The following is a 24,686-nucleotide window of genomic DNA, read 5'->3' on the forward strand; positions in this document are numbered from 1 at the left end:
GCGGGTGCGGCGACCGTGTTACACTGCGCACTCCCGCCAGCTCCCGGCGGATCTGTCTCCTGTCACCCTGGAACCACGCGCCGTGCTAGAAGAACTGGAACTCGACCGCAGCCTGCAACTCGCCCTGGCTGCCCTGACCTACACAGAGGCCACCGCCGTGCAACAGCAGGTTATTCCGCTGGCGCTGGCTGGCAGGGACCTGCTGGTCAGCGCGCCCACCGGCAGCGGCAAAACCCTGGCCTACCTGCTGCCGGTGTTGCAGCAACTGCTTGCCGGACCACTTCCCGCCAGGGCCGGAACCCTGGGCCTGGTGCTGGTACCCACCCGGGAACTGGCGCGCCAGGTATTGAAGGAGTGCCGCCAGCTGCTGGGTAAAAGCACCCTGCGAGCCGACGCACTCACCGGCGGCGCCGATTTCAAGTACCAGAAATCGCTGCTGCGCAAGAATCCCGAAGTAATCATTGCCACCCCCGGACGCCTGCTCGAGCACTGTGAACGCAAAAGCGCCGACCTCGGCGGGCTGCGAATACTGGTGCTGGACGAGGCAGACCGCATGCTGGAAATGGGCTTCCGCGAGGACGTGCTGAAAATTGCCGGCTACTGCCCCGCCGACCGCCAGACCCTGATGCTCTCCGCCACCCTGCACGCACGCGGACTGGGCGAGATCAGCGCCAGCCTGCAGCACGAACCGGAAGCAGTGAATTGCGGCGAGATCCGGGCCGCACACAAGGACATCTTTCACCAGCGCATTCTCGCCGACAGCCAGGAGCACAAGGATAAACTGCTGCTGGCCCTGCTGGCGGACAGTCGGGGCCGCAAGCAGCTGGTCTTCGCCAACAAGCGCACCACTGCGGCACGCCTGTCAGGGCTGCTGCAGCACCACGGCCTGCGCGCCGCCTGCCTGCACGGGGAGATGAGCACCGAGGACCGCAAGGTGGTGGTCAGCCGCTTCACCCAGGGCATCATCGACATTGTCACCGCCAGTGACCTGGCGGCGCGCGGCCTGGACATCGAAGGCATCGACACGGTCATCAACTACGACCTGCCGTTCAGCGGCGATGACTACCTGCACCGCACCGGTCGTACCGGCCGCGCCGGCAGCCAGGGCCTGGCGATTTCCCTGGTAACAGCCGCGGACTGGAACCTGATGATCAGCATCCAGCGCTACCTGAACCTGGAAATGGAAGCGCGCGCCCTGCCTGGATTGAAGGCGCGGTACGCCGGCCCCAAGAAAATGAAATCCTCGGGCAAGGCCGCCGGCCACAAGAAGAAAACCGGCAAGGTGCCCGAGGCAAAAAAGAAGGACCGGTTGCGGGATCGCAAGGCCAAGGGCAAGCCCCGCGGCAAGGCCAGCCCCAGGCCCGCCAATGACGGTTTCGCGCCGTTGAAGAAGCGGCGCAGCGAACCGCAGGACTGAGTTTCCGCCCCGCGGTCAGGGTGCCACCACCACTGCCGCCGGTAACAAACAGCTGCTCCGGGTCCACGTAGCCCTGCGCCAGCAACACCTCCACCCCGGACATGAGGTCGTCGTAATCCTCGCCGGGATAGTTGTGGTGGATCAGGTTGGCAAACTCCTCACCATGGCTGGTGCGGCAAATGGCACTCGTGCCTGTGCAGATATCGCCACCATCGCCAGCAACGCGCCCCCGAGGGCAAGCAGTCTTCTCTGTCCAGCAATCATTCCGTCTTCCTGTCTCAATCCGGTAAACTGTAGGACCTCTGCCGCAAGACAACAGGTCACTATGAACAACCCGCTGCTTGAAAAGAATACCCTGCCCCCGTTTTCAGCCGTTCGCCCCGAGCACGTAGTGCCCGCGGTCAGCTCACTCATAGAGCGCAACAAGCGCCGGATAGAGGAGCTGCTTGCTGCCCCGGGGCCCCACAGCTGGGACTCCCTGCTCCAGCCCATCGAGGACATGGAGGACGAGCTGGCACAGTGCTGGTCGCCGGTAGGTCATCTCAACGGCGTGCTCAACAGCGAGGCCCTGCGTGAGGCCTACAATGCCTGCCTGCCGCTGCTGTCCGAGTACACCACCTGGATGGGCCAGCACACGGCACTGTATGAGGCCTATCGCGATCTGGCGCAACGCAGCGACTTCGACGATCTTCCGCAGGACAGGCGCCAGGCGGTCAACAATGCCCTGCGCGACTTCAGGCTGGCTGGCGTGGCCCTGCCGACCGCACAAAAGCAGCGCTATGCGGAATTGCAGCAGCGACTGTCGGAGCTTGGCAGCCGCTTTAGCGACAACCTCCTCGACGCCACCAACGCCTGGACCAAACAGGTCACGGCAGAACAGCTCGCTGGTCTCCCGGCCACGGCGCTCGCCAGTGCGCGCCAGGCCGCAGAACAGAAAGGGCTGGAGGGCTGTCTGCTGACGCTGGAGTACCCGTCTGTCTACCCTGTGCTGACCTACTGCGATGACCGTACCCTGCGGCAGGAAGTCTATACGGCCAACGTCACCCGCGCCTCGGAGCTCGGCCCCGATGCCGGCCGCTTCGACAATACCGACCTGATCACCGAAATCCTGGGTCTGCGCCAGGAGCTGGCCGGCCTGCTGGGCTTTGCCAACTATGCGGAGCTGTCCCTTGCCACCAAGATGGCGGAATCGCCCACCCACGTTATTGAGTTCCTGACCCAGCTGGCTGCGCGTTCGCGACCGCAGGCGCAGCAGGAATGGCGCGAATTGTGCGAGTTCGCCGCCGCGGAACACGGCCTGGATGACGTCAAACCCTGGGATGTTGCCTACTGCAGTGAGCAGCTGCGCCAGCGCACCTACCAGGTCTCGCAAGAGGAAATCCGCCCCTACCTGCCGGTCGACCGGGTACTGTCCGGTCTGTTCGAGGTGGTGCAGCGCCTGTACGGACTTCAGGTCGAGGAGCTCCACGACTTCGACAGCTACCACCCCGACGCGCGCCTGTTCGAGCTCCGACAGCACGGCGAGACCCTGGCCCGCTTCTACCTGGACCTGTACGCCCGCGGCCACAAGCAGGGCGGCGCCTGGATGGACAGCTGCCGGGTGCGCCGGCTCAGTGGCGGCGAACTGCAGATACCGGTAGCCTACCTGGTGTGTAACTTCACTGCCCCGGTGGGGGATCAGCCCTCTCTGCTGACCGAAAACGAAATGACCACCCTGTTCCACGAGTTCGGGCACGGCCTGCACCACATGCTGACGCAGCAACAGGTGGCCGCGATTTCCGGCATCAACGGCGTCGCCTGGGATGCAGTGGAACTACCCAGCCAGTTCCTGGAAAACTGGTGCCACCAGCCGGAGGCATTGAGCTTCATTTCCGGGCATGTCACTACCGGGGAACCACTGCCGGCTGCCCTGCTGGAGAAAATGCTGGCGGCGAAGAACTTCCAGTCCGGCATGCAGATGGTGCGGCAGCTCGAATTCGCCCTGTTCGATTTCCGCCTGCACCAGCTCTGGGGCGAGCCGGAGGTCACCGTGCAGGGGCTGCTGGATGAGGTACGCGGGGAAGTGGCAGTGATTCCGGCCATCCCGGAGAATCGCTTCCAGAACAGCTTCGGCCATATTTTTGGCGGCGGCTATGCGGCGGGCTACTACAGCTACAAGTGGGCGGAAGTCCTGTCGGCGGATGCGTTTGCGCGCTTTGAGGAGGAAGGCATCTTCAACCCGCATACCGGGCTCGAGTTCCGCCGCCATATTCTCGAGGCGGGCGGCTCGCGGGATGCCATGAGCCTGTTTGTGTCCTTCCGTGGCCGCGAGCCCGATATCGAGCCGCTGCTGCGGCACAGCGGCATCGCCGCCTGAGAGCCAGCCAGGTCAGGGCTTGCGCCAACTGGCGCAGCCCTTCTGGCCCGGGCCGGAGGCCACGCACAACTCGATTTCACGCAGATCGTCGTCTGCGGACAGCAGCAACAGCTGCTGCAGCAGATAGCTGGAGAATTCTTCCACCGTGGCGTTGCGCAGCGGCAATACCCGCGTATCCGCTTGCAGAAACAGCATTTCCTCATCAGCGAAGTACACCCGGTAGTAATCGCCGTCTTCTTCAATGCTCTGGAATGGTGACTCCGCCGCCAGCAACAGGTATTCATCAAGGGCATCGCAGAGCGACTTGAGGCGGCGCTTGTAGACGTTGTAATCCGCCGCGAAGCCATTATCACCCATGGGTGCGACAATTTTGGCCGACACCGAGTAATTGTGGCCGTGCAGACGTTCCCGCTCGGTGGCGGAAAAAATGGTGAAATGGGCTGCGGAAAACTTGTGGCTTTCCTTGTCGATGTACAGCGTGGTCAGACGCTCCATGGGATTGTTCCAGCCAGTTGCGGAAAAATGATTGTCCCGAGTGTACGCGCAATAGGCAAGAGCGGACCGCTGCGGCACAATACCTGCCGGTCGGGCCCGGTTGGCTGGCACAATCTGAAACCGCAGTGGCTGCGTAACATCCGGAAGCCGACCTGATCAGGCGCCCGGCTCATGCCGCTGCAACACCACAATGGGGGTTCCATGCACACCGCTATTATCACTGGCGCCAGCGTCGGCATTGGCCGCGCCACCGCGCAACGTTTTCTGGGCATGGGCTATCGCGTCTACAATCTGTCGCGCCGCCCCTGTCCAGACCAGGGCGTACACAACATCGCCTGCGACCTGGCAGCAACGGCATCCATTGCCGCGGCCTGTCGCGAACTGACGCCGGCAATCGCCGACAGCGACAGCGTCTGCCTGCTGCATAACGCCAGCCAGATGCGCAAGGACACGACCACTGATTGCGACAGCGACAGCCTGCGACAGGTGCTCGAGACCAACGTGGTCGCGGTCAACAGCCTCAACCAGGCACTGCTGCCGGGCCTGCCCCGGGGATCCAGCCTGCTCTATATCGGCTCCACCCTGTCGGAGAAGGCGGTGGCGGGCTCCTTCAGCTACGTGATCAGCAAGCACGCCCAACTCGGCATGATGCGGGCCAGCTGCCAGGACCTGATGGGCAGCGGCATTCACACCGCCCTGATCTGCCCGGGATTCACCGATACGGAAATGCTGCGCACGCACATCGGCAACAATCCCGAGGTGGTGGCGGCAATCGGCGGCATGAATGCCTTCGGGCGCCTGATAGAACCGGGCGAAATTGCCGAGCTGATTGTCTGGGCCCACGGCAACCCGGTCATCAATGGCGCGGTGCTGCACGCCAACCTGGGCCAGAAGGAAGCCTGAGATGGCCTCCCTGCCGGTGGTTTGGGAGCGTCGAGAGCGCGTATTCCTGGTGCTCGCAGGCACATTCCTCTGTGCCATGACCCTGCTTAACGTAATCGGCATCACCCGCTTTATCCAGCTGGGTCCGATGGCGCTGGCCGTCGGCGTCCTCCCCTACCCCCTGACGTTTCTCTGTACTGATCTGGTCTGCGAACTCTACGGTCGCGCCCGCGCCAACTTCCTGGTGAGCGTTGGTCTGGGACTGAATTTTTTCATCCTGCTCGTGCTCTTCCTCGGTGATGCGCTGCCATCGGTCGGTCCCGAGGCAATGCCGCCATGGCAGATCCTGCAGCTGGCGGAGCCGGTCATGCTGCCCAGCGGCGAGATCGTGCGCGACAATATCGGGCTCTATCAGCTGATCTACGCCACCACCTCGGGAGCAGTCTTCGCCTCCATGCTGGCCTACATCGCGGCCCAGTACTGCGACGTCCAGCTGTTCCACTTCTGGAAACGGGTCACCCGGGGCAAATACCTCTGGGTGCGCAACAATTTCAGCACCCTGATGAGCCAGATGGTCGACTCGGTGATGGTGATCACGGTGACTTTCGGCGCCGCGTTCCTGCGCGGGGATGTGACTTTCCAGGCGTTGCTGGTGCTGGTCGGCAGCAATTATCTGTTCAAGGCAGCCGTGGCCCTGCTCGATACCGGCCCCTTCTATCTGTGCGTGCACTACCTGCGCCGCTATCTGCAATTGGGGCCAGAGGAATACGCCGTCCCCGGAGGCAGTACCGACTCGGCCGCGGCCTGAGACCCGGCACACGGGTACTGGATGGCGCGCGGAGATAGCGGTATCCTTCCGCGCTGAGATGCCGCCCGCAACGGCCCCGGCTTGCAGGGCTTGCATGGCGCTGCCTACCGGGATACCCGCCTTGAACGACAATAATGATCTGCTCCTCGAGATCCTTACAGCCCTTCCCGACCCGGCATTTGTTCTGACCGAGTCCGGCCGCTATGCCATGACCCTCGGAGGGACCGATACCCGCTATTACCACAGCGGCACCCAATTGCTGAACTTGACTTTGCACGATGTCATGCCCGCCACCAAGGCCGACTGGTTCCTCAAGGAAATACGCCGGGCGCTGCAGGATCAACGCCTGCATATTCTCCAGTACAGTCTCAGCGACAGTGAGGTCAAGGGGCTGGATGGCGAACCGGGACCGCGGGAGGAGCTCTGGTTTGAAGCCAGCATTCAGCCCATTTCATCGCTGATCGACGGCGAACGGGCAGTGATCTGGGTAGCCCGCAACATTACCGAGAGCCACCAGCTGCGCCTGAAATTGCAGCAACAGGCGGAGCTTGATGAACTGACCGGTACCTATAACCGACGCAAACTCATGGAAATTCTCCGTGGCCAGCTGTCCGGGTTTCAGCGCTACAAGCACCCATTCGCGCTGATCATCCTGGATGTCGATTACTTCAAGACCATCAACGATCGCTTTGGCCACCTCATCGGTGATGAGGTACTGCGCCGCATAGCCGAGCACTGTGGTTCCGGGCTGCGGGAACATGACATGCTCTGTCGCTACGGTGGCGAAGAGTTCGCCGCGGTCCTGCCCCACACCAGCGGAACCGAAGCCATGCGTCTGGCGGAACGGCTGCGGGACAGCATTGCCAAGCTGGACTTTGCGGACTGCGCCAGAGCGCCCTGCACCCTGTCCATCAGCGCGGGCATCAGTGCCTGCCGGGACGATGACCGGGAGGCAGAGACCCTGCTGCAGCGCGCCGACGAAGCCCTTTACCAGGCCAAGGGCCTGGGGCGCAACAGGGTGGTTGCCAACCTGTAGCGCCGCGAACAATCAGCTCGCGGCACGCAGGGCCAGGGACGGAACACTCGGCCCCGGTTCCGGTCGGAGATACTCTCGAGCGAGGTCCTCGGCAATTTCATGAGTGGGCCGCCGGGTTGCATCCGCCCGCAGCAGCACTTCAGACAAGGTCTGCTCTATGCGCTCGACGTGGCTGCGCTTGATCTCATCCTCTGAACCGATCCGCTGGTGGTGCACATCGATGATGCCGCCGGCGTTGATGAGAAAATCCGGACAGTAGAGAATGCCGTGATCCTGCAGACGGGCGCTGTCCTCGGTGGTCGCCAGCTGGTTGTTGGCGGCACCGGCGACAATACCGGCTCGCAATGCGGCGATGCTGCGATCATTCAGCACTGCCCCCATCGCGCAAGGCGCCAGGATATCCACTTCCAGACCCATGATCTCGTCGGCAGCGACCGCGAGCACGCCCAGCTCGTCAACCGCGCGGCGCAGGTTGGCCTCATTGAGGTCCGCGCCATAAACCGTCGCACCATCGTCGCGCAAGTGCCGAGCAAGATAATAACCCACATGCCCAAGACCCTGTATCGCCACCTTCAGGCCAGCGCAACTGGCTACACCCAGCCGGTGGCGTACCGCCGTACGAATACCGAGAAAAACCCCGTAAGCAGTGCTGGGAGAAGGATCGCCGCCAAACTCATTGTCGTTCATGCCGCTGACGTGGGGCGTACGCTCCGCCATCAGCCGAATATCGGCCACCCCGGTGCCGGAGTCTTCTGCTGCCACGTAGCGCCCGCCCTGGGAGTGGACGAATTCGCCCATGGCGCGTATCAGCGCCGCTGTCTTGTCACGACGCGAATCGCCGATGATCACTGACTTGCCGCCGCCCATTGGCAACCCCGCCAGGGCGGACTTGTAGGTCATGCCCCGCGACAGACGCAGTACATCGTGCAGCGCCTCCTCGTCACTGGCATAGGGGAACATGCGACAACCGCCAACAGCAGGCCCCAGCGTTGTATCGTGCACCGCGATAATCGCCCGCAGGCGGGTGCCCTTGTCGGCGCCAAAAGTAACCAGTTCGTGCTGATCGAATGCGGGGGCAGAAAAAACGCTCATGGACATATCCTCGGGATCCTTGTTATCAGGGGTTATTCAGGCGGCGCTGACCATGGTGACCGGGGTCGCGGTCTCGCCGTGAAACTCGCGCAGCAGCTCGTCCCGGCGCAGCGCCAGCAACTCGCGGTTGCGGTCCTTGACGTGGCCAAACCCGCGCAGCCTGGCCGGCAGGCGTACCAGTTCCAGCGCGGCGGTGTAGTTCTTTTCAGTCAGGGCCGGCAGCAGCTGCTCCAGCAACGCCAGGTATTGTTCCAAGTCAGCGCGCTCCCGGCGCCGCTCCGCGGTGCGCCCGAACACATCCAGGGCGCTGCCGCGGAGGAAGCGCAGCCGCGCCAGCAAGCCGAACGCCCGCAGCATCCAGGGGCCGAACTCCTGCTTGAGCAGGTGGCCGGTATGCGGGTCCCGCTTGCTGAACAGGGGCGGGGCCATGTGGAAGCGCAATTCGTAGTCGCCTTCGAACTGCCGCTCCAGCTTGCGCAGGAATTCGCCGTCACTGTAAAGACGGGCAACCTCGTACTCATCCTTGATCGCCATCAGCTTGAACAGGTTGCGCGCGACCGCGACACTGATGCTGTCCGCCTCTCCCGCGCGCGGATCGGCCACACGCACGCGCTCGACCTGCTGCCGGTACTGGCCGGCATAGGCCGCGTTCTGGTACTCCGTCAGCCGGGCACTGCGGTCGCTGACAATATCCTCGAAGCTCTGCAGGCGCACCGGTGCTTGCGGCGCCACCGCATCGACCAGCGCCAGCACCCGCTGCGGCTGGTGGGCACAGCGACGCCCCCAGAGAAACGCCTCCTTGTTGAACCTGACCGCAACGCCATTCAGTTCAATGGCCTCAGCCAGCGCCGCCGCCGACACCGGCACCAGGCCCTGTTGCCAGGCATAGCCCAGCAGGAACAGGTTGGAGCCAATGGAATCGCCCAGCAACTGGGTGGCGATGCGGGTGGAGTCTATGAAAAAGGTTGCCGCTTCACCCGCCTCGTCACTGACCTTGGACTTCATGGCAGCGGTGGGAAAGCGTGCATCGGGATCCAGGATAAACGCCGAGGTTGGCACTTCCGCTTCGTTGACCACGGCGTGGGTGCGGCCCTGGGCGACCTTGCCGAGCGCCTCGTAGGTGGAAGTCACCACCAGGTCGCAGCCCAGCAGCAGGTCGGCCTCGCCGGCGGGAATGCGCACGGCCTTGATATCATCCTGGCTGGCGCTGACCCGCACGTGGCTCACCACCGCGCCAAATTTCTGTGCCAGGCCAGTCTGGTTCATGGTCGCACAGCCCTTGCCTTCAATGTGCGCGGCCATGGCCACCAGCGCGGTAATCGTCAGCACCCCTGTGCCACCGACGCCGGTCACCACCGTATTCCAGGGCTTGTCCAGACTCGGCAGCAGCGGCTCCGGCAACGGATCGAACAGGGTATCGACATCGCCGCCAGCGCCATCGGGCTTGCGCAGTGTGCCGCCGATCACAGACACGAAACTGGGGCAGAAGCCGTTGGCGCAGCTATAGTCCTTGTTGCAGGAGCTCTGGTCGATCTGGCGCTTGCGCCCCAGCTCGGTCTCTTTCGGGATGACCGACAGGCAGTTGGACTTGACGCTGCAATCCCCGCAACCTTCGCAGACCGCATCATTGATAAACAGACGCTTGGCGGGGTCCTCCAGGGTGCCTTTCTTGCGCCGACGGCGCTTCTCCGCAGCGCAGGTCTGAACGAAAACGATGACCGAAGTACCCTCGTATTCACGCAGCTCGCGCTGCAGGGCATCCATCTCGTCGCGATGGTGCAGACTGTAGCCGGTGACACCGTGGAACTGGCCGCGCCAGGCCTCAGGGTGATCGCTCACCAGGGCGATCCGGTGCACGCGCTCCGCTGCCACCTGCCTGATCAGGTCCGCGACGGTGAGTGTGCCATCAACGGGCTGCCCCCCAGTCATCGCGACCGCATCGTTGTAGAGGATCTTGTAGGTGATATTCACGCCGGAGGCGACCGCGGCGCGAATCGCCAGCAACCCGGAGTGGAAGTAGGTACCGTCACCCAGATTCTGGAATATGTGTTCGGTGGTGGTAAACGGCGCCTGACCAATCCACGTCGCCCCCTCCCCGCCCATCTGGGTAAACGTGTGGGTCTCGCGATCCGGCATCCAGGTGGCCATGTAATGGCAGCCGATGCCGCCGAAGGCGTGACTGCCTTCGGGCACCCTGGTGGAGGTGTTGTGCGGGCAGCCGGAGCAGAAATGAGGCACCCGCTCAATGGTCTCGCGCGGCTGTGCCAGGGAAAGTTCCTTTTCCTCGATCCAGCGGATACGCCGCTCCATGGTTTCGGACTGGTAAAAGCGCCGGACCCGGCTGGCGATTGCCAGCGCCACCATGGCCGGGGTCAGCTCGGACAGGTTGGGCAGCAGGTCGCGACCCTGCTCGTCGAATTCGCCAAAGACACGCGGGCGCGCCGCCACCGGGTAGTTGTACAGCTGGCCGGTAAGCTGGTCCTCGATGATGGAGCGCTTCTCCTCCACCACCAGAATCTCTTCCAGCCCCTCGGCAAAGTCGTGGGTAGTGCGCGGTTCCAGCGGCCAGGGCATGCCCACCTTGTAGACCCGCAGGCCGATCTCCGCGGCCACGGCGTTGTCGATACCCATGTCCTCCAGCGCCTGCATCACATCCAGGTAGGCCTTGCCGGTGGTGATGATGCCAAAGCGCGGATTGGGACAGTCCACCACGATGCGATTGAGGCCATTGACCCGGGCAAATTCCCGCGCCGCATAGATCTTGTACTTGTTGAGCCGCAGTTCCTGCTCCAGCGGCTTGTCAGGCCAGCGGCCGTGCACCCCATCCGGCGGCAGCTGGAACTCCTCGGGGATTACGATCTCGATGCGATTGGGGTCGATGTCCGCGGATATCGCGGAATCCATGTTCTCGGTGATGGCCTTCAGCGCGACCCAGCAACCGCTGTAACGCGACAGTTCCCAGCCGAAAATACCCAGGTCCAGGACTTCCTGCACGTTGGCGGGGCTCAGTACCGGTACCGAAGCCCCGATGAACATGTGCTCGGACTGGTGCGGCAGGGTGGACGACTTGCAGGCGTGATCATCGCCCGCGACCGCCAGCACGCCGCCGTAGCGAGAGGTACCGAAGGCGTTGGCGTGCTTGATCACATCCATGCTGCGGTCGACACCGGGACCCTTGCCGTACCACATGCCGAAGACGCCGTCGTATCTGGCGCCGCCGAAGAGATTGGTCTGCTGGCTACCCCAGACTGCGGTCGCCGCCAGATCCTCGTTGAGGCCAGGCTGAAAATGCACGTTGTGCCGCGCCAGCCAGGGTTTCGCCTTCCACAGGGCCTGGTCGACCCCACCCAGGGGTGAACCGCGATAGCCGGAAATGAATGCCGCGGTATTGAGCCCGGCGCGCTGGTCGCGCTGGTGCTGCAGCATCGGCAGACGCACCAGCGCCTCGATACCGGTCATGTAGGCACGGGCCGTATCCAGGGCGTACTTGTCGTCCAGGGACACCTTGCGGATGGCCTTGCTGTTTTCTTTACCCATTATTGCAGCTCCTGTAGAGGGCAGAATTGTCCCGCAAAAGTATAGGAATAGTTATTTGATTTGAGTGTGTTTTCCGCTCTAATACGCATAACTTATGCGCTGCAAGATGAAAAGGAGGAAGAGGTGTCCAACATTCTCGGCAAACAGGACGTGGAGATTCTGAAAATGCTGCAGCGGGATGCCACCATCAGCACCGCCAGCATCGCTGAACGCATCAATCTGTCGCAATCGCCCTGCTGGCGTCGCATCAACCGCATGGAGGAGGAGGGGCTGATCCAGCGCCGGGTTGTCCTGCTGGACCGGGCGCGCCTGGGTATGGAGGTGGTGGTGTTCGCCACCATCAACCTCACCTCTACCGGACGCCAGAATCTGGTGAGTTTTGAACAGGATATCGTGCGCCATCCGGAGGTGATGGAGTGCTATACAATGACCGGGATCTGGGACTACATGCTCAAGATAGTCACCCGGGACATCCGCCACTACGAGGATTTCGTACGCAACACGCTGACCGCCAGCCCCGCGATCCGCGAACTTCATTCCCACATGGCGGTCACTGAAATCAAGAACAGCACCGAATTGCCACTGGAGACCCAACTGTAGCCATGCTGCAAAGCAAGTTGCCGGATGTCGGCACCACCATATTCACCCGCATGTCAGCTCTCGCCAACGAGCAGCAGGCACTGAACCTGTCCCAGGGTTTCCCGGATTTCCAGGCGCCTCAGGCCCTGCGCACCGCCCTTGCCCACCATGCCCTGGAAGGCCACAACCAGTACGCCCCAATGACCGGGCTGCCGGCGTTGCGGGAAGCCATTGCCAACCAGCTCGCCCGCCATCGCGGGGTACGCTGCGATCCGGAAACCGAAATCACCGTTGTGCCGGGTGCTACCGAAGCCATCTTCTGTGCGATTACCGCCTGCGTGCGCCCCGGGGACGAGGTCATCCTGCTGGACCCCTGCTATGACAGTTATCGACCCGCAGTGATCCTGGCGGGAGGAGTTCCCGTCCACGTACCCCTGGGTGCAGCCGCCTTTGCCCCGGACTGGGAGCGAATCGAAAGTGCCATCAGCGCCAGAACCCGCCTGCTGGTGCTCAACTCTCCGCACAACCCCACCGGTGCCGTCATGAGCCGGGATGACCTGCTGCAATTGCAACGCCTGGTCACCCGCCATGGCCTGCTGGTGGTCAGCGATGAAGTCTATGAGTATCTGGTCTTCGATGGCCGCGGGCATCACAGTGCCCTGCAGTTCGAAGGTCTGAGGTCGCGCTGCTTTGCGGTGTTCTCTTTCGGCAAGACCTTTGGTGTGACCGGCTGGAAAACCGGCTACTGCGTGGCCCCGCCGGAACTCACCGCGGAGCTGCGCAAGGTGCATCAGTACGTCTGCTTTGTCGCGGTGACGCCAGTGCAGCAGGCGCTGGCCGATTTCATGTCCCGGGAACCGGATTATCCGCTGGGCCTTGCCGCGAGCTACCAACACAAGCGCGACCTGTTCTGCGCCGCGCTGGCGAATTCCCGGTTTCACCTGCAACCGAGTGCCGGCAGCTATTTCCAGCTGCTGGACTACAGTGCCATCAGTGCCAGTGTCGATACGGTGCTGTGCGAACAATGGACCAGGGAGGTGGGTGTTGCCTCCATACCGGTCTCGGTGTTCTACCAACAACCACCACCGCAGCGGCTGCTGCGCTTCTGCTTTGCCAAGCAGGATGCACAGCTGCTGCGAGCAGCGGAGCGACTATGCAGGATTTGACGATAAGCCTGGTACAGTGCGAACTGGTCTGGGAGGCCCCGGCCGACAATCGCCAGCACCTGGGGGAGCTGATCGCGGATACGGCCGGGCGCAGCGATCTGGTGGTGCTGCCGGAGATGTTTACTACCGGGTTTTCGATGAATGCCCTGGGCAACGCCGAGGAGCCGGGGGGCGCCACCGAGCAGTGGCTGCTGGCCCAGGCCAGGCAGTGGGATTGCGCTGTCACCGGCAGCATCGCGGTGCGGGAAGACGACGCGGTCTACAACCGCATGCTGTTCGCCACCCCGGAAGGCGTGAGTCACTATGACAAGCGGCATCTGTTTCGCATGGCCGGGGAACACAAGCGCTATGCCGCCGGCCAGGACCGGGTCGTCGTACCCTGGCGCGGCTGGCGCATCAACCTGCAGGTTTGCTATGACCTGCGTTTCCCGGTCTTTAGCCGCAATCGCCAGGACTACGACCTGATGCTGTTTGTCGCCAACTGGCCGGCCGCACGGCGGCTGCACTGGCGGGCGCTATTGCCCGCGAGGGCAATCGAGAATCTGGCCTGTGTCGTAGGCGTGAACCGAATCGGGCAGGACGCCAGGGGGCTGGACTATTCGGGTGACAGCATGGTGATCGACGCGCAGGGACAGGTCCTGTCCGACCTGCAAAACAAAAACGGCACCGTCAGCGTGGTGCTGAGCGGTGCCGATCTGATGGCCTATCGGGAACAGTTTCCCTGCCACCTGGATGCGGACGACTTCCAGCTACGCTAGGAAGCCGCCCCCTCCAGCAAGGATCACTCCTTGTATTCCACTTCCAGGGTCGCCATTACGCGGCGGTTTTCAGCGCGGCCGGCTTCCGTGTCGTTCGTGGCGACAGGGCGGGACTCGCCGTAGCCAACCGCTTGCAAACGATTCCCGGCGATGCCGTGCTGGTTGACCAGCAGATCAATGACTGCCTGGGCACGACGCTGGGACAGCTGCTGGTTGTAGTTCTCCGGACCGACGCTATCGGTATGACCTTCCACGTCTACCTGCAGGTCATCGAAACGCTTGAGGAAAGTCGCGAGTTCGCCGATGTCAGCGAAATAATGTTCCTTTACCACAGTGGAGTCGAAGTCGAAATTGACCTTCAGCTTGATGGAGGCAACCTGGGCTACCGGCAGCGGGCAGCCATCGGCATCAACCCGGGTACCAGGCGCAGTGCCGGGGCACTTGTCGCGGTCATCGGTCACGCCATCGCCATCCGAATCCAGCGGCGCGGCCGGTGCCGCAGCTGCTGCGGGTTCGGATACCTTGCCGAAGTAGTAGTTGACGCCGGCGCTGAACAGGAAATCATTCTCGTTCTCGTCCAGGCTGTGCAGCATCCGGGCTTCCAGGCGGGCGCCAAACCGCGGCGTCAGCATCCAGCGCATGCCGGCACCGGCATTGGCCGTGGTTTCCACCGTGTCAAAGGCACCGGCGTCGATGTCGATCTCGCCCATGCCAAAGGCCAGATAGGGGCGCACGCGATTGCCGCCGCCAATGTAGCTGCCTGTGTAGTAGAGCATGCCCAGCTGCCAGGTGGAGACGTCCGCCTTGGTGCCGTCATTGAAGCGCGAGCTGTCTTCCGCGTACAGGATCTCCGCCGCCCAGTTGTCGGAGAAGGCATATTCGAGGCCCAGCCAGGGAGTCTCGGTATCCTCGAAGCGACGGTCACCGTCGAAATACCAAGAGCCGATACCGGCGTTGATGGTCAGCGGCACCTCGGCAGAGGCGGGCATGGACATAAGCGACGCCGCTGCTGCAGCGGCAGCAACGCCTGCGATTATCCGTTGTTTCATTGTCATCACTCCTGTGTTGTAACTGGCTAGGCGCGTAACCACTGGCCTATCGCTGGCAAGCATACAGTGATTGGCCAGCACATCCAGTGCCATGGTACCGGAATAATTACGGTGTTTTTAGCGATGTGGATGCGGCCGGGCCGGCGCTCAAAGACCCAGTGCCTGCTTGACGAAGGGTACCGTCAGTGCGCGCTGCTCGGCCAGGGACCTGGAATCGAGGGTTTCCAGCAGCGCCATCAGGCCGGCCAGGCCTCGCGGAGCCCGGCTGACCAGAAAGCGGCTGACCTCCGCCGACATGTCCAGACCGCGGCAGCGGGCCCGGTAGCGCAGTATCGCCTGTTTGCGCTCGTCATCCGGGGTCGGCAGCTGGAAAACCGGCCCCCAGCCGAGGCGGGAGTGCAGATCAGGCAGCACCACTGGCAGCTGTCGCGGGCTGGCATTGGCACTCAGCAGCAACCGGCACCCGGCCGCCCGGGTCCGGTTGCAGAAGTGAAACAGAGCCAGCTCCCAGCCCTCGTCGCCCGCCACGGCATCGATATCATCAAGGCAGACCAGTTGCCGACTTTCCAGTCCCTGCAACAAATCCTCTGCCGGCAGGGCAGCCAATTCCGCCAGTGGCAGGTAACAGCTCGTGGCGGGCAGCAGATGGCAGGCCGCCTGCAGCAGGTGCGACTTGCCGCTACCGACATTGCCATGGAGAAAAACCAGCGGTTCTCCAGCGGCTGTCGCCTGCGCCCGCAAGGCAGCCAACAGCGGGTCCAGCACCGGCGCCGACAGGAAGCTTGCCAGGGTGGCATCGTCGCGCAGCTGCATGTTCAGGGCGAGCTGCCGGGCAGGACCTGCTGTCACCGAGCTATTCCCCGCTGTATAAATGGCTGGCCCGGTAGTGGGCAATGGCGTGACGCACGAACACCATGATGACAGCCGATACCGGCAGAGCCAGCAGCACACCGACAAATCCTGCCAGCTGGCCCCCGGCCATCAGCGCGAAAATGACCGCCACCGGATGCAGGCCGATACGGTCCCCCACCAATACCGGAGTAAGCAGCACACTTTCCAGCACCTGGCCGATTCCGAACACCAACGCCACCCACAGCAGCATGGTCCACTCCTGGTACTGGGCGTAGGCAACCGCACAGGAAATGACAATACCGACCAGAAAGCCGAGGTAGGGGACGATACTCGCCAGCCCGGCGATCACCCCCAGCACGAGAGCAAACTGTATCCCCGCCAGCCACAGGCCGGCACTGTAGATCACACCCAGCGAACACATCACCAGAAACTGGCCACGCAGGAAAGCACTCAGCACTTCATCGGCTTCGCGAACCATGGTGGTCACGCTGTTGTGCCACACCACCGGTACCATCCCCAGCGATTTGCGCATCAGAATATCCCAGTCGCGCATCAGATAAAACGCGACTACCGGTACCAGTGCCAGGTTGAACAGTCCCAGCAGAAAACCCGCGCCCGAGCCGGTGATATTCTTCACCGTGGTGGCCGTGACCTTGCCCAGGGACTGCCAGTGCTCCGCCAGCTGCCCCGACCAGTCGATTTCCGGCAGTCGGGATGAGGGAACGCTCAGGCGGCTCCGCAGCCAGGGCACCAGCACCTCGGTAATCCATTGATAAAACTGGGGTATTTTCTGCAGAAGAGCATCAAGCTGCTGTACTATCAGCGGTATGGCCACCAGCGTGGCCAGCACCATCAATGCAGTGAAGAACACGAACACCACGACCACACCGAGGGTGCGACCCAGACCGCGGCGCTCCAGCCGGTCGACCAGCGGATCCCCCAGGTAGGCGACCAGAGCGCCCAGCACGAAGGGCAGCAGGATGGGCTGGAGCAGGTAAAAAGCCCCGGCGATGACCGCGACACCAGCCAGGGCCAGCGGCCAGCGCTGCACCGGCACCGGACCTAGTTCTGCCATCGGTAACTCAGGCCACTTGCCGTGGGTCTGCCGCCCGGGCGCAGGCGTGGGTTGAGCTCGATCACACCGGCGAGCTGTGCCGCGTCCGCCTCTGCCGTCAGCAGCAGGCTCAGCGTGCCATCGGCAACGGCGCTGACGTGGGCGCGGGCAATCGGCTCCAGGCTTTCCAGCCAGGTCAGGACCGCGGCGTAATCGGCATAGCTGGCTACGCCCGACACCGTCATTGCCAGCGCGTCACCGGACACTCCCGTGGCCGCCAGCGCATAGCGCGACGCCATGTCTTCAACGACCATGGCCACGCCCGCGTGCAGGAATTCCGGCGCCCTGGCGCGAACCACGCTGCGATCCTGACGGCCAGTACCCGAGAGGTAGACCCAGTCCCCGGCGATCTCGCCGGAAGTCAGCACAGCGATGCGGCCCGCCAGCACCTCGGCGGCGCGGTAACGCTCCGAGGCAGCCAGCAGTAGCGGGGCCGGCAGACGCCAGGCCTCGTCCGGATCAAGCGCTGCGATATCGGCCAGATCCAGCAGGGGAAAACGCAGGGGCACACCGCGGCTGCGGAAGCCCTCCACCAGGCCCGCAACCAGCTCCGGATCAGTGTCGAGGTTGGCAAACCGGCGCCCCTGCGCATCCTCGACCACCAGCCAGACCAACACTACCGGCCGGGTAGCGGTCCAGATCGGCGCACCCGCGGAGGCCAGCAGTTCGCGCACCTGGGCCGGATCAAACTCCACCCGCGCGGCCAGGCCCGGAGCGGCACCGTCAGCGGCGTCAACCCGGGTGTAGGAGTACTGCCGCACCCGACTGCGAGCACCCCGCAGGGCCTGCTCGACCGGCGGCGACGCCAGCACTTCGACGCTGCCGGACACCTTGACCAGCACCTGCGCCAGCCCCTCCGCAGATGCTCTCGCAAGCTCGCCGCTGCTGCGATCGGCCACCGGAACCTCAGCGACATAGAGGTCGCGCACCAGCTCCGCAGCCACCGCGCCTCGCGTCGCCCACAACACCAGGCAAATGAGAGCCAACAGGGTCCTTGTCAAAGCCCGCCTCCTGAGCAGGGTATAGAGGTGGCATTGTAGCAGCACCGATGCGGGACCGCGGAAGTACATCGTGAAAAATGCCGACGGCGTGAATCAGCGCGCGATAAAGGCTAGAATACCGCCCCCTGAAACTGCAGCCGCCTGCACCTGACCGGACCCGGAAGACCATGAGCACACAAGACAGGGGAACCCCCCTAAGCTACAAGGACGCGGGCGTGAACATCGACGCCGGCAACGCGCTGGTGGAGCGCATCAAGCAGGTTTCCCGGCGCACCGCCAGGCCCGAGGTTCTGGGCGGACTGGGCGGTTTCGGAGCCCTTTGTGAACTGCCCGCCGGCTACCGGCAACCGGTTCTGGTGTCCGGCACTGACGGGGTGGGAACCAAATTGCGCCTGGCCATGGACATGGGCATACACGACAGCATTGGTATTGACCTGGTCGCCATGTGCGTCAACGACCTCGTGGTTGCCGGTGCCGAGCCCCTGTTCTTCCTCGATTACTACGCGACCGGCGCACTGGATGTGGACACCGCCGCCGCCGTGATCACCGGTATCGGTCGCGGCTGCGAGCTGGCAGGCTGCGCCCTGGTCGGCGGCGAGACCGCCGAGATGCCGGGCATGTACGAGGGCGAAGACTACGACCTGGCGGGCTTCTGCGTCGGCGTGGTGGAGAAGACCGAGATCATTGACGGCAGCAAGGTCGCCCCCGGTGACTGCCTGATTGCCATCGGCAGCAGCGGCCCCCATTCCAACGGCTACTCCCTGATTCGCAAGATCATCGAGGTCAGCGGCGCCGATCTGCAACAGCCTTTTGCCGACGGCACACTGGGCCAGACCCTGCTGACCCCGACCATCATCTACGTTAAACCGCTGCTGGCCCTGTTCAGGCAACTTGAAGTCAAGGCACTGAGCCATATTACCGGCGGCGGCCTGCCCGAGAATCTGCCGCGAGTACTACCGGCCGGCTGTCGCGCGGTGGTCGACACCAGCAGCTGGCAGTGGCCAGAGATCTTCCATTGGCTGCAGGCCCAGGGCAACGTCGACACGTCCGAGATGTACCGCACCTTCAACTGCGGTGTTGGCATGGTCCTGTGCGTGTCGGAGGAATCTGCCGCGCCCGCACTGCGGGCCCTGGCCGACAGTGGCCTGCTGGCCTGGCGCCTGGGCCATGTTACCGCCGGCGAGCACGGAGTGGAGCTGGCCTGATGCCACCGCTTGCCGCAGAAGGCCGGATCGCCATCCTGATCTCCGGGCGCGGCTCCAACATGTCTGCATTCCTGGATGCATGCGATCGTGGTGATCTGCCGGCACAGGTCTGCCTTGTGCTCAGCAATCGTGCCGACGCAGAAGGTCTCGCCACGGCCCGCCGGGCCGGCATTGAAACGGCCTGCATTGCTCACGGCGACTATCCCGACCGGGAAGCCTTTGACGCGGCCCTGGTCCGGCGCCTGCGGCAGGCGCAACCCGACCTGGTCGTTCTCGCCGGCTTCATGCGCATCCTGACCCCGGTATTTATCACACCTTTTGCCGGTAGATTATTGAACATTCATCCGTCATTGTTGCCCAAGTATCCCGGGCTGCACACGCACCAGCGAGCGCTGGATGCCGGTGACGCGGAGGCCGGCAGCACAGTTCACTTCGTTACCCCGGAACTGGATGGCGGCCCCCCGGTACTGCAGGCCAGAGTGTCCATCCTTCCCGGTGACACAGCCGACAGTCTCGCCAAGCGGGTCGTCGCCGTGGAACATGAAATCTATCCGCTGGCGGCTCTCTGGTTCCTGCAGGGGCGGCTGACGTTGAACGAACAAGGAGCATTTCTCGATGGCCAGAAGATTCCCGCGAGCGGCATCCCGTATCGGCCGCAAAATGCTGTACGCCACAATGTTGCTGACGACAGCCAGCATCAGCAGTGCTGAAGAAGCGTCGGCAGACGCACCTGCGGCAGTCCTGCAACCCTACAAGGCCGAATACACCACGACCGCTCGCGGCATGACCGTGACCCTGGAGCGGGAACTGAAAACCGACGGCGAGGGCGGGTATACGCTGACCAATGGCGGCAAGCTGTTGGTGGTGGGGTTCCACGAAGTTGCCGTGTTCAGGGTCGATGATACCCAGGTCAAGCCAGGTTCCTATATCTACCAGGGCACAGGGCTGATCAACCGCCGCCGGGAAGTCCACTTCACCCCCGGCGCGGATACAGTGCGCAGCCTGTACAAGGAAGAATGGTACGAGTTGCCTTTCACCGAGGGCACGCTTGATCGCATGAGCCAGCAGGAACAGTTGCGACTGCACCTGATGAGCAAGGAAAACCCGCGCGAGAACATCAGTGTGCGCATTGCCGATGGCAAGCGGGTCAAGGACTACGAGCTGGTATATGTCGGCGACGAAACCCTGGATACGCCGCTGGGTCCGGTGAACGCGCTGCACTTCGAGCGCCTCCACGAGGACCCGGATCGCGAATCGGACATCTGGTTTGCGCCACAGTGGGATTACCTGATGGTCAAGACCGTCCACATCGAGGACGGCAAGCCCGTCGAGGTATTACTGTCGGATGCCGACATCGGCGGCAACCCGGTGGTCGCTGCAAGCGGCAGCCAATAGAGACTGCTCAAGCCCTGGGCAGAGTGACGCCGCGCTGCCCCTGGTATTTGCCGCCACGATCGCGATAGCTGGTTTCACACACTTCATCGGACTCGAAAAACAGCATCTGCGCCACGCCCTCGTTGGCATAGATCTTGGCGGGCAGGGTCGTGGTATTGGAGAACTCGAGAGTGACGTGCCCCTCCCATTCCGGCTCCAGCGGCGTCACGTTGACAATGATCCCGCAGCGCGCGTAGGTAGACTTGCCCAGGCAGATAGTCAGGACATTGCGCGGAATACGGAAGTACTCCACCGTGCTCGCCAGGGCGAATGAATTCGGCGGAATCACGCAGACCGCGCCGTGCACGTCGACGAAGCTGTTCTCGTCGAAGGCCTTGGGGTCAACCGTGGCCGAGTTGATATTGGTAAAGACCTTGAAATGCTCCGAGCAGCGCACGTCATAGCCGTAGCTGGAGGTGCCGTAGGAAATCAGGCGGCGATCCCCGTCGCTGCGGACCTGACCCGGCTCAAAGGGCTCGATCATGCCATGCTGTTCCGCCATGCGGCGAATCCACTTGTCTGCCTTGATGCTCACCTGCGGGGTCGCTCCGTTCAGTCGTCGGAAATGCTGATGTTGGGGAAAGACTGCACTGCACCATCGCCCGATCCTTCCAGGGTGGCCTGTATCGCCCGCGCAGCGTCCACATAGAGGCCACTCTCCGCAGCTTCCGGCGCCGCGACAACCGTGGGCGTACCTGCGTCGGTCTGCTCGCGGATGGCCAGGGTCAGGGGTAAACTGGCCAGCAGCGGCACCCCGTACTCACGCGCCACCCGTTCACCGCCGGCACTGCCGAAGATATGCTCGGCGTGACCGCACTGGCTGCAGACATGCACTGCCATGTTCTCGATGATGCCGAGGATCGGGACATCGACCTTGCGGAACATCTCGATCCCCTTCTGCGCATCCAGCAGGGCGATGTCCTGGGGCGTGGTAACAATCACCGCGCCGGCCACGGTCGCCTTCTGCGACAGGGTCAACTGGATGTCGCCAGTGCCCGGCGGCATGTCGATCACCAGATAGTCCAGCTCGCCCCAGAGGGTCTGCTCCAGCATCTGCACCAGGGCGCCACCCGCCATGGGGCCGCGCCACACCATGGGCGTGCGCTCGCTGGAGAGGTAGGCCATGGACATGGTTTTCAAGCCGTGGGCCATCACCGGCAACAACCACTGCCCATCTTTTTGCTCGGGCCTGGTGCCCTCGGCAATACCCAGCATGCGCTGCTGGCTGGGGCCATAGATGTCGGCATCCAGCAACCCGACCCGGGCACCCAGCACCTGCAGGGCGAGGGCCAGGTTGACGGCGGTAGTGGATTTGCCGACGCCGCCCTTGCCGGAGGCGACGGCGATAATGTACTTGATCTTGTTCATGGCGGGCCGGAGGTTCGTCGGTGGGTGAATGGGGCGCGACTGGCAGTCTCACCTGCGCCCGCCAGTATAGGGAGTTGCCGCGGTGCCGACAATCGCTGCCGCCCCATTATCCCGGAAGTGAAACCGGGCCGCAAAAACGCTATAGTAGCGCCCCTTTTTTCTCGCATGGAATGTCCAAGCCGATGCCCGACAGCAGCGCGCGCAAGATACTGGTGACCAGCGCCCTCCCCTATGCCAACGGTTCCCTGCACCTCGGGCACCTGCTGGAGATGGTGCAGACCGATATCTGGGTCCGGTTCCAGAAATCGCGGGGGCATGACTGCCTGTATGTCTGTGCCGATGATGCCCACGGCACCGCTATCATGCTGACCGCAGAAAAGCGGGGCATCACCCCGGAACAGCAGATTGCCCGGATCAAGGCCGAGCACGAGCAGGACGCCGCGGGCTTCCATATCGGCTTTGACAACTACTACAGCACCCACACCGACGAAAATCGCTACTGGAGCGAGGAGATCTACCGGCGCCTGCACGCCAATGGCCACATCGCCAGCCGCGCCATCGTCCAGGCTTTCGACCCGGAGAAGGAGCTGTTCCTGGCCGATCGCTTCATCAAGGGCACCTGCCCCCGCTGCAAGACGCCGGACCAGTACGGGGACAATTGCGAGGCCTGCGGGGCAACCTATACTCCAGCGGACCTGATCGACCCGGTGTCGGCCATTTCCGGCGCCCGCCCGGTACCGAAGGAATCGATTCACTTCTTTTTCACCCTGCCAGCCCTGGCGGACATGCTGCAGGCCTGGATCGATTCGGGCACCCTGCAGCCGCAGATCGCCAACAAGCTGCGGGAGTGGACCGACGCCGGCCTGCAGGAGTGGGACATCAGCCGTGACGCGCCCTATTTCGGCTTCGAGATTCCGGGTGAGCCGGGCAAGTATTTCTACGTCTGGCTGGACGCTCCCATAGGCTACATCGCCAGCTTCCAGAACCTCTGCGACCGCAGCGGCCACGATTTCAACAGCTACTGGCAGGCCGATGCGGAGGCCGAGCTGTACCACTTCATCGGCAAGGACATCATCAACTTCCACGGCCTGTTCTGGCCCGCCATGTTGCATTCCGCGGGCCTGCGCACGCCCACCGCCATTTACGTCCACGGCTTCCTGACCGTGAACGGCACCAAGATGTCCAAGAGCCGCGGCACCTTCATCAATGCCGGCACCTACCTGCAACACCTCGATGCGGAATACCTGCGCTACTACTTTGCCGCCAAACTGAGCGGTGGTGTCGACGATATCGACCTCAACCTCGAAGATTTCGTGCAGCGGGTCAACGCCGACGTGGTGGGCAAGATCGTCAATATTGCCAGCCGCTGTGCCGGATTCCTGCGCAAGGGCTTCGACAACACCACCGCCGTCAGCTGCGCGGAACCGGCGCTGCTGCAGGCCTTCCTCGACGAGGGCGAGACCATTGCCACAGCCTACGAACAGCGGGAGTTCAGCAGGGCCATTCGCGCCATCGTGGCGCTGGCGGACCGGGCCAACCAGTACATCGACGACAAGAAACCCTGGGTCCTGGCGAAGGAGGCCGGGCGCGAGCAGGAGGTTCACGCCATCTGCAGCATGGGTATCAATCTGTTCCGGGTATTGATGACCTACCTGAAACCGGTGCTGCCAGCCATGGCGGAGCGCTCCGAGGCATTTCTGCGCTGCTCCCTGGACTGGACCGCCCTGGACGGCCCGCTGCTCGGCCACCAACTGGCGCCATTCCAGCCCCTGCTGACGCGGGTCGATCCCGCGGCGGTGGAGGCGCTGCTCAGTGCCTGCTCGGAACCGGCATAGACAAGTCCGGCTGCCCCTGGAGGCTAACGATTATAAGTTTATCTCCAACCGGCGATTGTTTCCCGCGGAATAACTACTTACCATTGCGGCACACTGGCTGAATCCCTGGCAATGACTCCGTGCTAGCCGACTACTCTATCCTTTTGATCGGGGCCATCCTGGTCAACAACTTCGTTCTGGTGCAGTTCCTCGGGCTGTGCCCGTTCATGGGCGTCTCCAACAAACTGGAAACCGCCATGGGGATGTCCATGGCCACCACCTTCGTTCTCACCCTGGCTTCGGCCTGCAGCCACCTCACCTACTATCTGCTGCTGGAGCCGCTGGGCCTGGAGTACCTGCGCACCATCTCCTTTATTCTGGTGATCGCCGTCGTGGTGCAATTCACCGAGATGGTGGTGCGCAAGAGCAGCCCACTGCTGTACCGGGTGCTCGGTGTCTACCTGCCATTGATCACCACCAACTGCGCGGTACTCGGCGTCGCCCTGCTCAATATCAACCGCGACCACAGCTTCCTGCAGGCGCTGTTCTACGGCTTTGGCGCCGCCCTCGGCTTTTCCCTGGTGCTGGTCCTGTTCGCGGCCATGCGCGAACGCCTGGCCGTTGCCGACGTGCCGGAGCCATTTCGCGGCCCCGCCATCGGCATGGTAACCGCCGGCCTGATGTCGCTGGCTTTCATGGGCTTTGCGGGGCTGGTGTAGGGCG

22 protein-coding genes and 1 pseudogene are annotated in these 24,686 nt (G+C 63.2%); 13 read left to right on the forward strand and 10 right to left on the reverse strand.

Features of this window, described 5'->3' with window-relative positions; genetic code table 11:
• Positions 1 to 82 precede the first annotated feature (82 nt).
• The gene (locus RLO07_RS08130; RefSeq protein ID WP_462291640.1) at positions 83 to 1,417 is read left to right on the forward strand and encodes a DEAD/DEAH box helicase; all 1,335 of its coding nucleotides are present in this window, start codon (positions 83 to 85) and stop codon (positions 1,415 to 1,417) included.
• Positions 1,418 to 1,439: 22 nt separating this feature from the next.
• Here the strand turns inward: RLO07_RS08130 and RLO07_RS08135 are convergent.
• A pseudogene (locus RLO07_RS08135) lies at positions 1,440 to 1,733 on the reverse strand (prolyl oligopeptidase family serine peptidase); the annotation flags it as partial.
• Between the two features lie 9 nt (positions 1,734 to 1,742).
• Here RLO07_RS08135 and prlC point away from each other — a divergent pair.
• Positions 1,743 to 3,773, forward strand: a complete 2,031-nt coding sequence (prlC, locus tag RLO07_RS08140; protein WP_462291641.1) for an oligopeptidase A — start codon at positions 1,743 to 1,745, stop codon at positions 3,771 to 3,773.
• Positions 3,774 to 3,785: 12 nt separating this feature from the next.
• Here prlC and RLO07_RS08145 read toward each other — a convergent pair whose 3' ends face one another.
• Positions 3,786 to 4,268, reverse strand: a complete 483-nt coding sequence (locus RLO07_RS08145) for a 6-pyruvoyl trahydropterin synthase family protein (protein ID WP_462291642.1) — start codon at positions 4,266 to 4,268, stop codon at positions 3,786 to 3,788.
• Positions 4,269 to 4,469: 201 nt separating this feature from the next.
• Between RLO07_RS08145 and RLO07_RS08150 the strand changes: the two genes are divergently transcribed.
• The 3 genes from RLO07_RS08150 to RLO07_RS08160 all read left to right on the forward strand — a co-directional run bounded on the left by RLO07_RS08150 (position 4,470) and on the right by RLO07_RS08160 (position 6,994).
• Positions 4,470 to 5,171 carry an SDR family oxidoreductase gene (locus RLO07_RS08150; protein ID WP_462291643.1) on the forward strand — a complete coding sequence of 234 codons (702 nt, stop codon included), beginning with the start codon at positions 4,470 to 4,472 and terminating at the stop codon, positions 5,169 to 5,171.
• Position 5,172: 1 nt separating this feature from the next.
• Positions 5,173 to 5,958 carry a queuosine precursor transporter gene (locus tag RLO07_RS08155; RefSeq protein ID WP_462291644.1) on the forward strand — a complete coding sequence of 262 codons (786 nt, stop codon included), beginning with the start codon at positions 5,173 to 5,175 and terminating at the stop codon, positions 5,956 to 5,958.
• 121 nt (positions 5,959 to 6,079) lie between these two features.
• Positions 6,080 to 6,994 carry a GGDEF domain-containing protein gene (locus RLO07_RS08160; protein WP_462291645.1) on the forward strand — a complete coding sequence of 305 codons (915 nt, stop codon included), beginning with the start codon at positions 6,080 to 6,082 and terminating at the stop codon, positions 6,992 to 6,994.
• Positions 6,995 to 7,006: 12 nt separating this feature from the next.
• Here RLO07_RS08160 and RLO07_RS08165 read toward each other — a convergent pair whose 3' ends face one another.
• Complete coding sequence (locus RLO07_RS08165) at positions 7,007 to 8,086, reverse strand: Glu/Leu/Phe/Val family dehydrogenase (RefSeq protein ID WP_462291646.1); 1,080 nt, start codon at positions 8,084 to 8,086, stop codon at positions 7,007 to 7,009.
• A gap of 36 nt (positions 8,087 to 8,122) precedes the next feature.
• Positions 8,123 to 11,623 (reverse strand): indolepyruvate ferredoxin oxidoreductase family protein, encoded by a 3,501-nt coding sequence (locus tag RLO07_RS08170; RefSeq protein ID WP_462291647.1) that lies wholly within the window; start codon positions 11,621 to 11,623, stop codon positions 8,123 to 8,125.
• A 123-nt stretch (positions 11,624 to 11,746) separates the two neighbouring features.
• On the opposite strand from RLO07_RS08170, the gene RLO07_RS08175 reads away from it, so the two are divergent.
• The 3 genes from RLO07_RS08175 to RLO07_RS08185 are packed head-to-tail and all read left to right on the forward strand — an operon-like array spanning position 11,747 to position 14,126.
• Positions 11,747 to 12,223, forward strand: coding sequence for an Lrp/AsnC family transcriptional regulator (locus RLO07_RS08175; protein WP_462291648.1), 477 nt, complete (start codon positions 11,747 to 11,749; stop codon positions 12,221 to 12,223).
• A 2-nt stretch (positions 12,224 to 12,225) separates the two neighbouring features.
• Entirely contained in the window at positions 12,226 to 13,368 is a 1,143-nt protein-coding gene (locus RLO07_RS08180; RefSeq protein ID WP_462291649.1) for a methionine aminotransferase, read from the forward strand.
• Positions 13,356 to 14,126, forward strand: coding sequence for an amidohydrolase (locus tag RLO07_RS08185; RefSeq protein ID WP_462291650.1), 771 nt, complete (start codon positions 13,356 to 13,358; stop codon positions 14,124 to 14,126). Before RLO07_RS08180 ends, RLO07_RS08185 begins: the two co-directional genes overlap by 13 nt.
• A gap of 23 nt (positions 14,127 to 14,149) precedes the next feature.
• Here the strand turns inward: RLO07_RS08185 and RLO07_RS08190 are convergent, their stop codons facing one another.
• The 4 genes from RLO07_RS08190 to RLO07_RS08205 all read right to left on the reverse strand — a co-directional run bounded on the left by RLO07_RS08190 (position 14,150) and on the right by RLO07_RS08205 (position 18,142).
• The gene (locus tag RLO07_RS08190; protein ID WP_462291651.1) at positions 14,150 to 15,175 is read right to left on the reverse strand and encodes an OmpA family protein; all 1,026 of its coding nucleotides are present in this window, start codon (positions 15,173 to 15,175) and stop codon (positions 14,150 to 14,152) included.
• A 147-nt stretch (positions 15,176 to 15,322) separates the two neighbouring features.
• Complete coding sequence (gene hda, locus RLO07_RS08195; protein WP_462291652.1) at positions 15,323 to 16,024, reverse strand: DnaA regulatory inactivator Hda; 702 nt, start codon at positions 16,022 to 16,024, stop codon at positions 15,323 to 15,325.
• A 4-nt stretch (positions 16,025 to 16,028) separates the two neighbouring features.
• Entirely contained in the window at positions 16,029 to 17,102 is a 1,074-nt protein-coding gene (locus RLO07_RS08200; RefSeq protein ID WP_462291653.1) for an AI-2E family transporter, read from the reverse strand.
• Positions 17,090 to 18,142, reverse strand: a complete 1,053-nt coding sequence (locus tag RLO07_RS08205; RefSeq protein WP_462291654.1) for a DUF2066 domain-containing protein — start codon at positions 18,140 to 18,142, stop codon at positions 17,090 to 17,092. Before RLO07_RS08205 ends, RLO07_RS08200 begins: the two co-directional genes overlap by 13 nt.
• Positions 18,143 to 18,309: 167 nt before the next feature.
• On the opposite strand from RLO07_RS08205, the gene purM reads away from it, so the two are divergent.
• From purM to RLO07_RS08220, 3 genes are read left to right on the forward strand one after another with little or no spacing between them, the layout of a single operon-like run.
• Positions 18,310 to 19,347: a phosphoribosylformylglycinamidine cyclo-ligase gene (gene purM / locus RLO07_RS08210; protein WP_462291655.1), complete on the forward strand. Its 1,038-nt coding sequence runs from the start codon at positions 18,310 to 18,312 to the stop codon at positions 19,345 to 19,347.
• Positions 19,347 to 20,057 carry a phosphoribosylglycinamide formyltransferase gene (purN, locus tag RLO07_RS08215; RefSeq protein ID WP_462291656.1) on the forward strand — a complete coding sequence of 237 codons (711 nt, stop codon included), beginning with the start codon at positions 19,347 to 19,349 and terminating at the stop codon, positions 20,055 to 20,057. The genes purM and purN overlap by 1 nt, the downstream gene beginning before the upstream one ends.
• The gene (locus tag RLO07_RS08220; RefSeq protein WP_462291657.1) at positions 19,963 to 20,742 is read left to right on the forward strand and encodes a DUF3108 domain-containing protein; all 780 of its coding nucleotides are present in this window, start codon (positions 19,963 to 19,965) and stop codon (positions 20,740 to 20,742) included. Before purN ends, RLO07_RS08220 begins: the two co-directional genes overlap by 95 nt.
• A gap of 7 nt (positions 20,743 to 20,749) precedes the next feature.
• Here RLO07_RS08220 and dcd read toward each other — a convergent pair whose 3' ends face one another.
• Complete coding sequence (gene dcd, locus RLO07_RS08225) at positions 20,750 to 21,316, reverse strand: dCTP deaminase (RefSeq protein WP_462291658.1); 567 nt, start codon at positions 21,314 to 21,316, stop codon at positions 20,750 to 20,752.
• A gap of 17 nt (positions 21,317 to 21,333) precedes the next feature.
• Positions 21,334 to 22,149 carry an iron-sulfur cluster carrier protein ApbC gene (gene apbC / locus RLO07_RS08230; RefSeq protein WP_462291659.1) on the reverse strand — a complete coding sequence of 272 codons (816 nt, stop codon included), beginning with the start codon at positions 22,147 to 22,149 and terminating at the stop codon, positions 21,334 to 21,336.
• 182 nt (positions 22,150 to 22,331) lie between these two features.
• On the opposite strand from apbC, the gene metG reads away from it, so the two are divergent.
• Both metG and rsxA read left to right on the forward strand, forming a co-directional pair.
• A complete protein-coding gene (gene metG, locus RLO07_RS08235; RefSeq protein WP_462291660.1) occupies positions 22,332 to 23,984 on the forward strand; it encodes a methionine--tRNA ligase in 1,653 nt (550 codons plus the stop codon).
• A gap of 119 nt (positions 23,985 to 24,103) precedes the next feature.
• The gene (gene rsxA / locus RLO07_RS08240; protein ID WP_462291661.1) at positions 24,104 to 24,682 is read left to right on the forward strand and encodes an electron transport complex subunit RsxA; all 579 of its coding nucleotides are present in this window, start codon (positions 24,104 to 24,106) and stop codon (positions 24,680 to 24,682) included.
• The last annotated feature ends 4 nt before the right edge of the window (positions 24,683 to 24,686 follow it).

The organism is Haliea sp. (assembly GCF_040221975.1).
Taxonomy (GTDB): Bacteria; Pseudomonadota; Gammaproteobacteria; order Pseudomonadales; family Halieaceae; genus Haliea.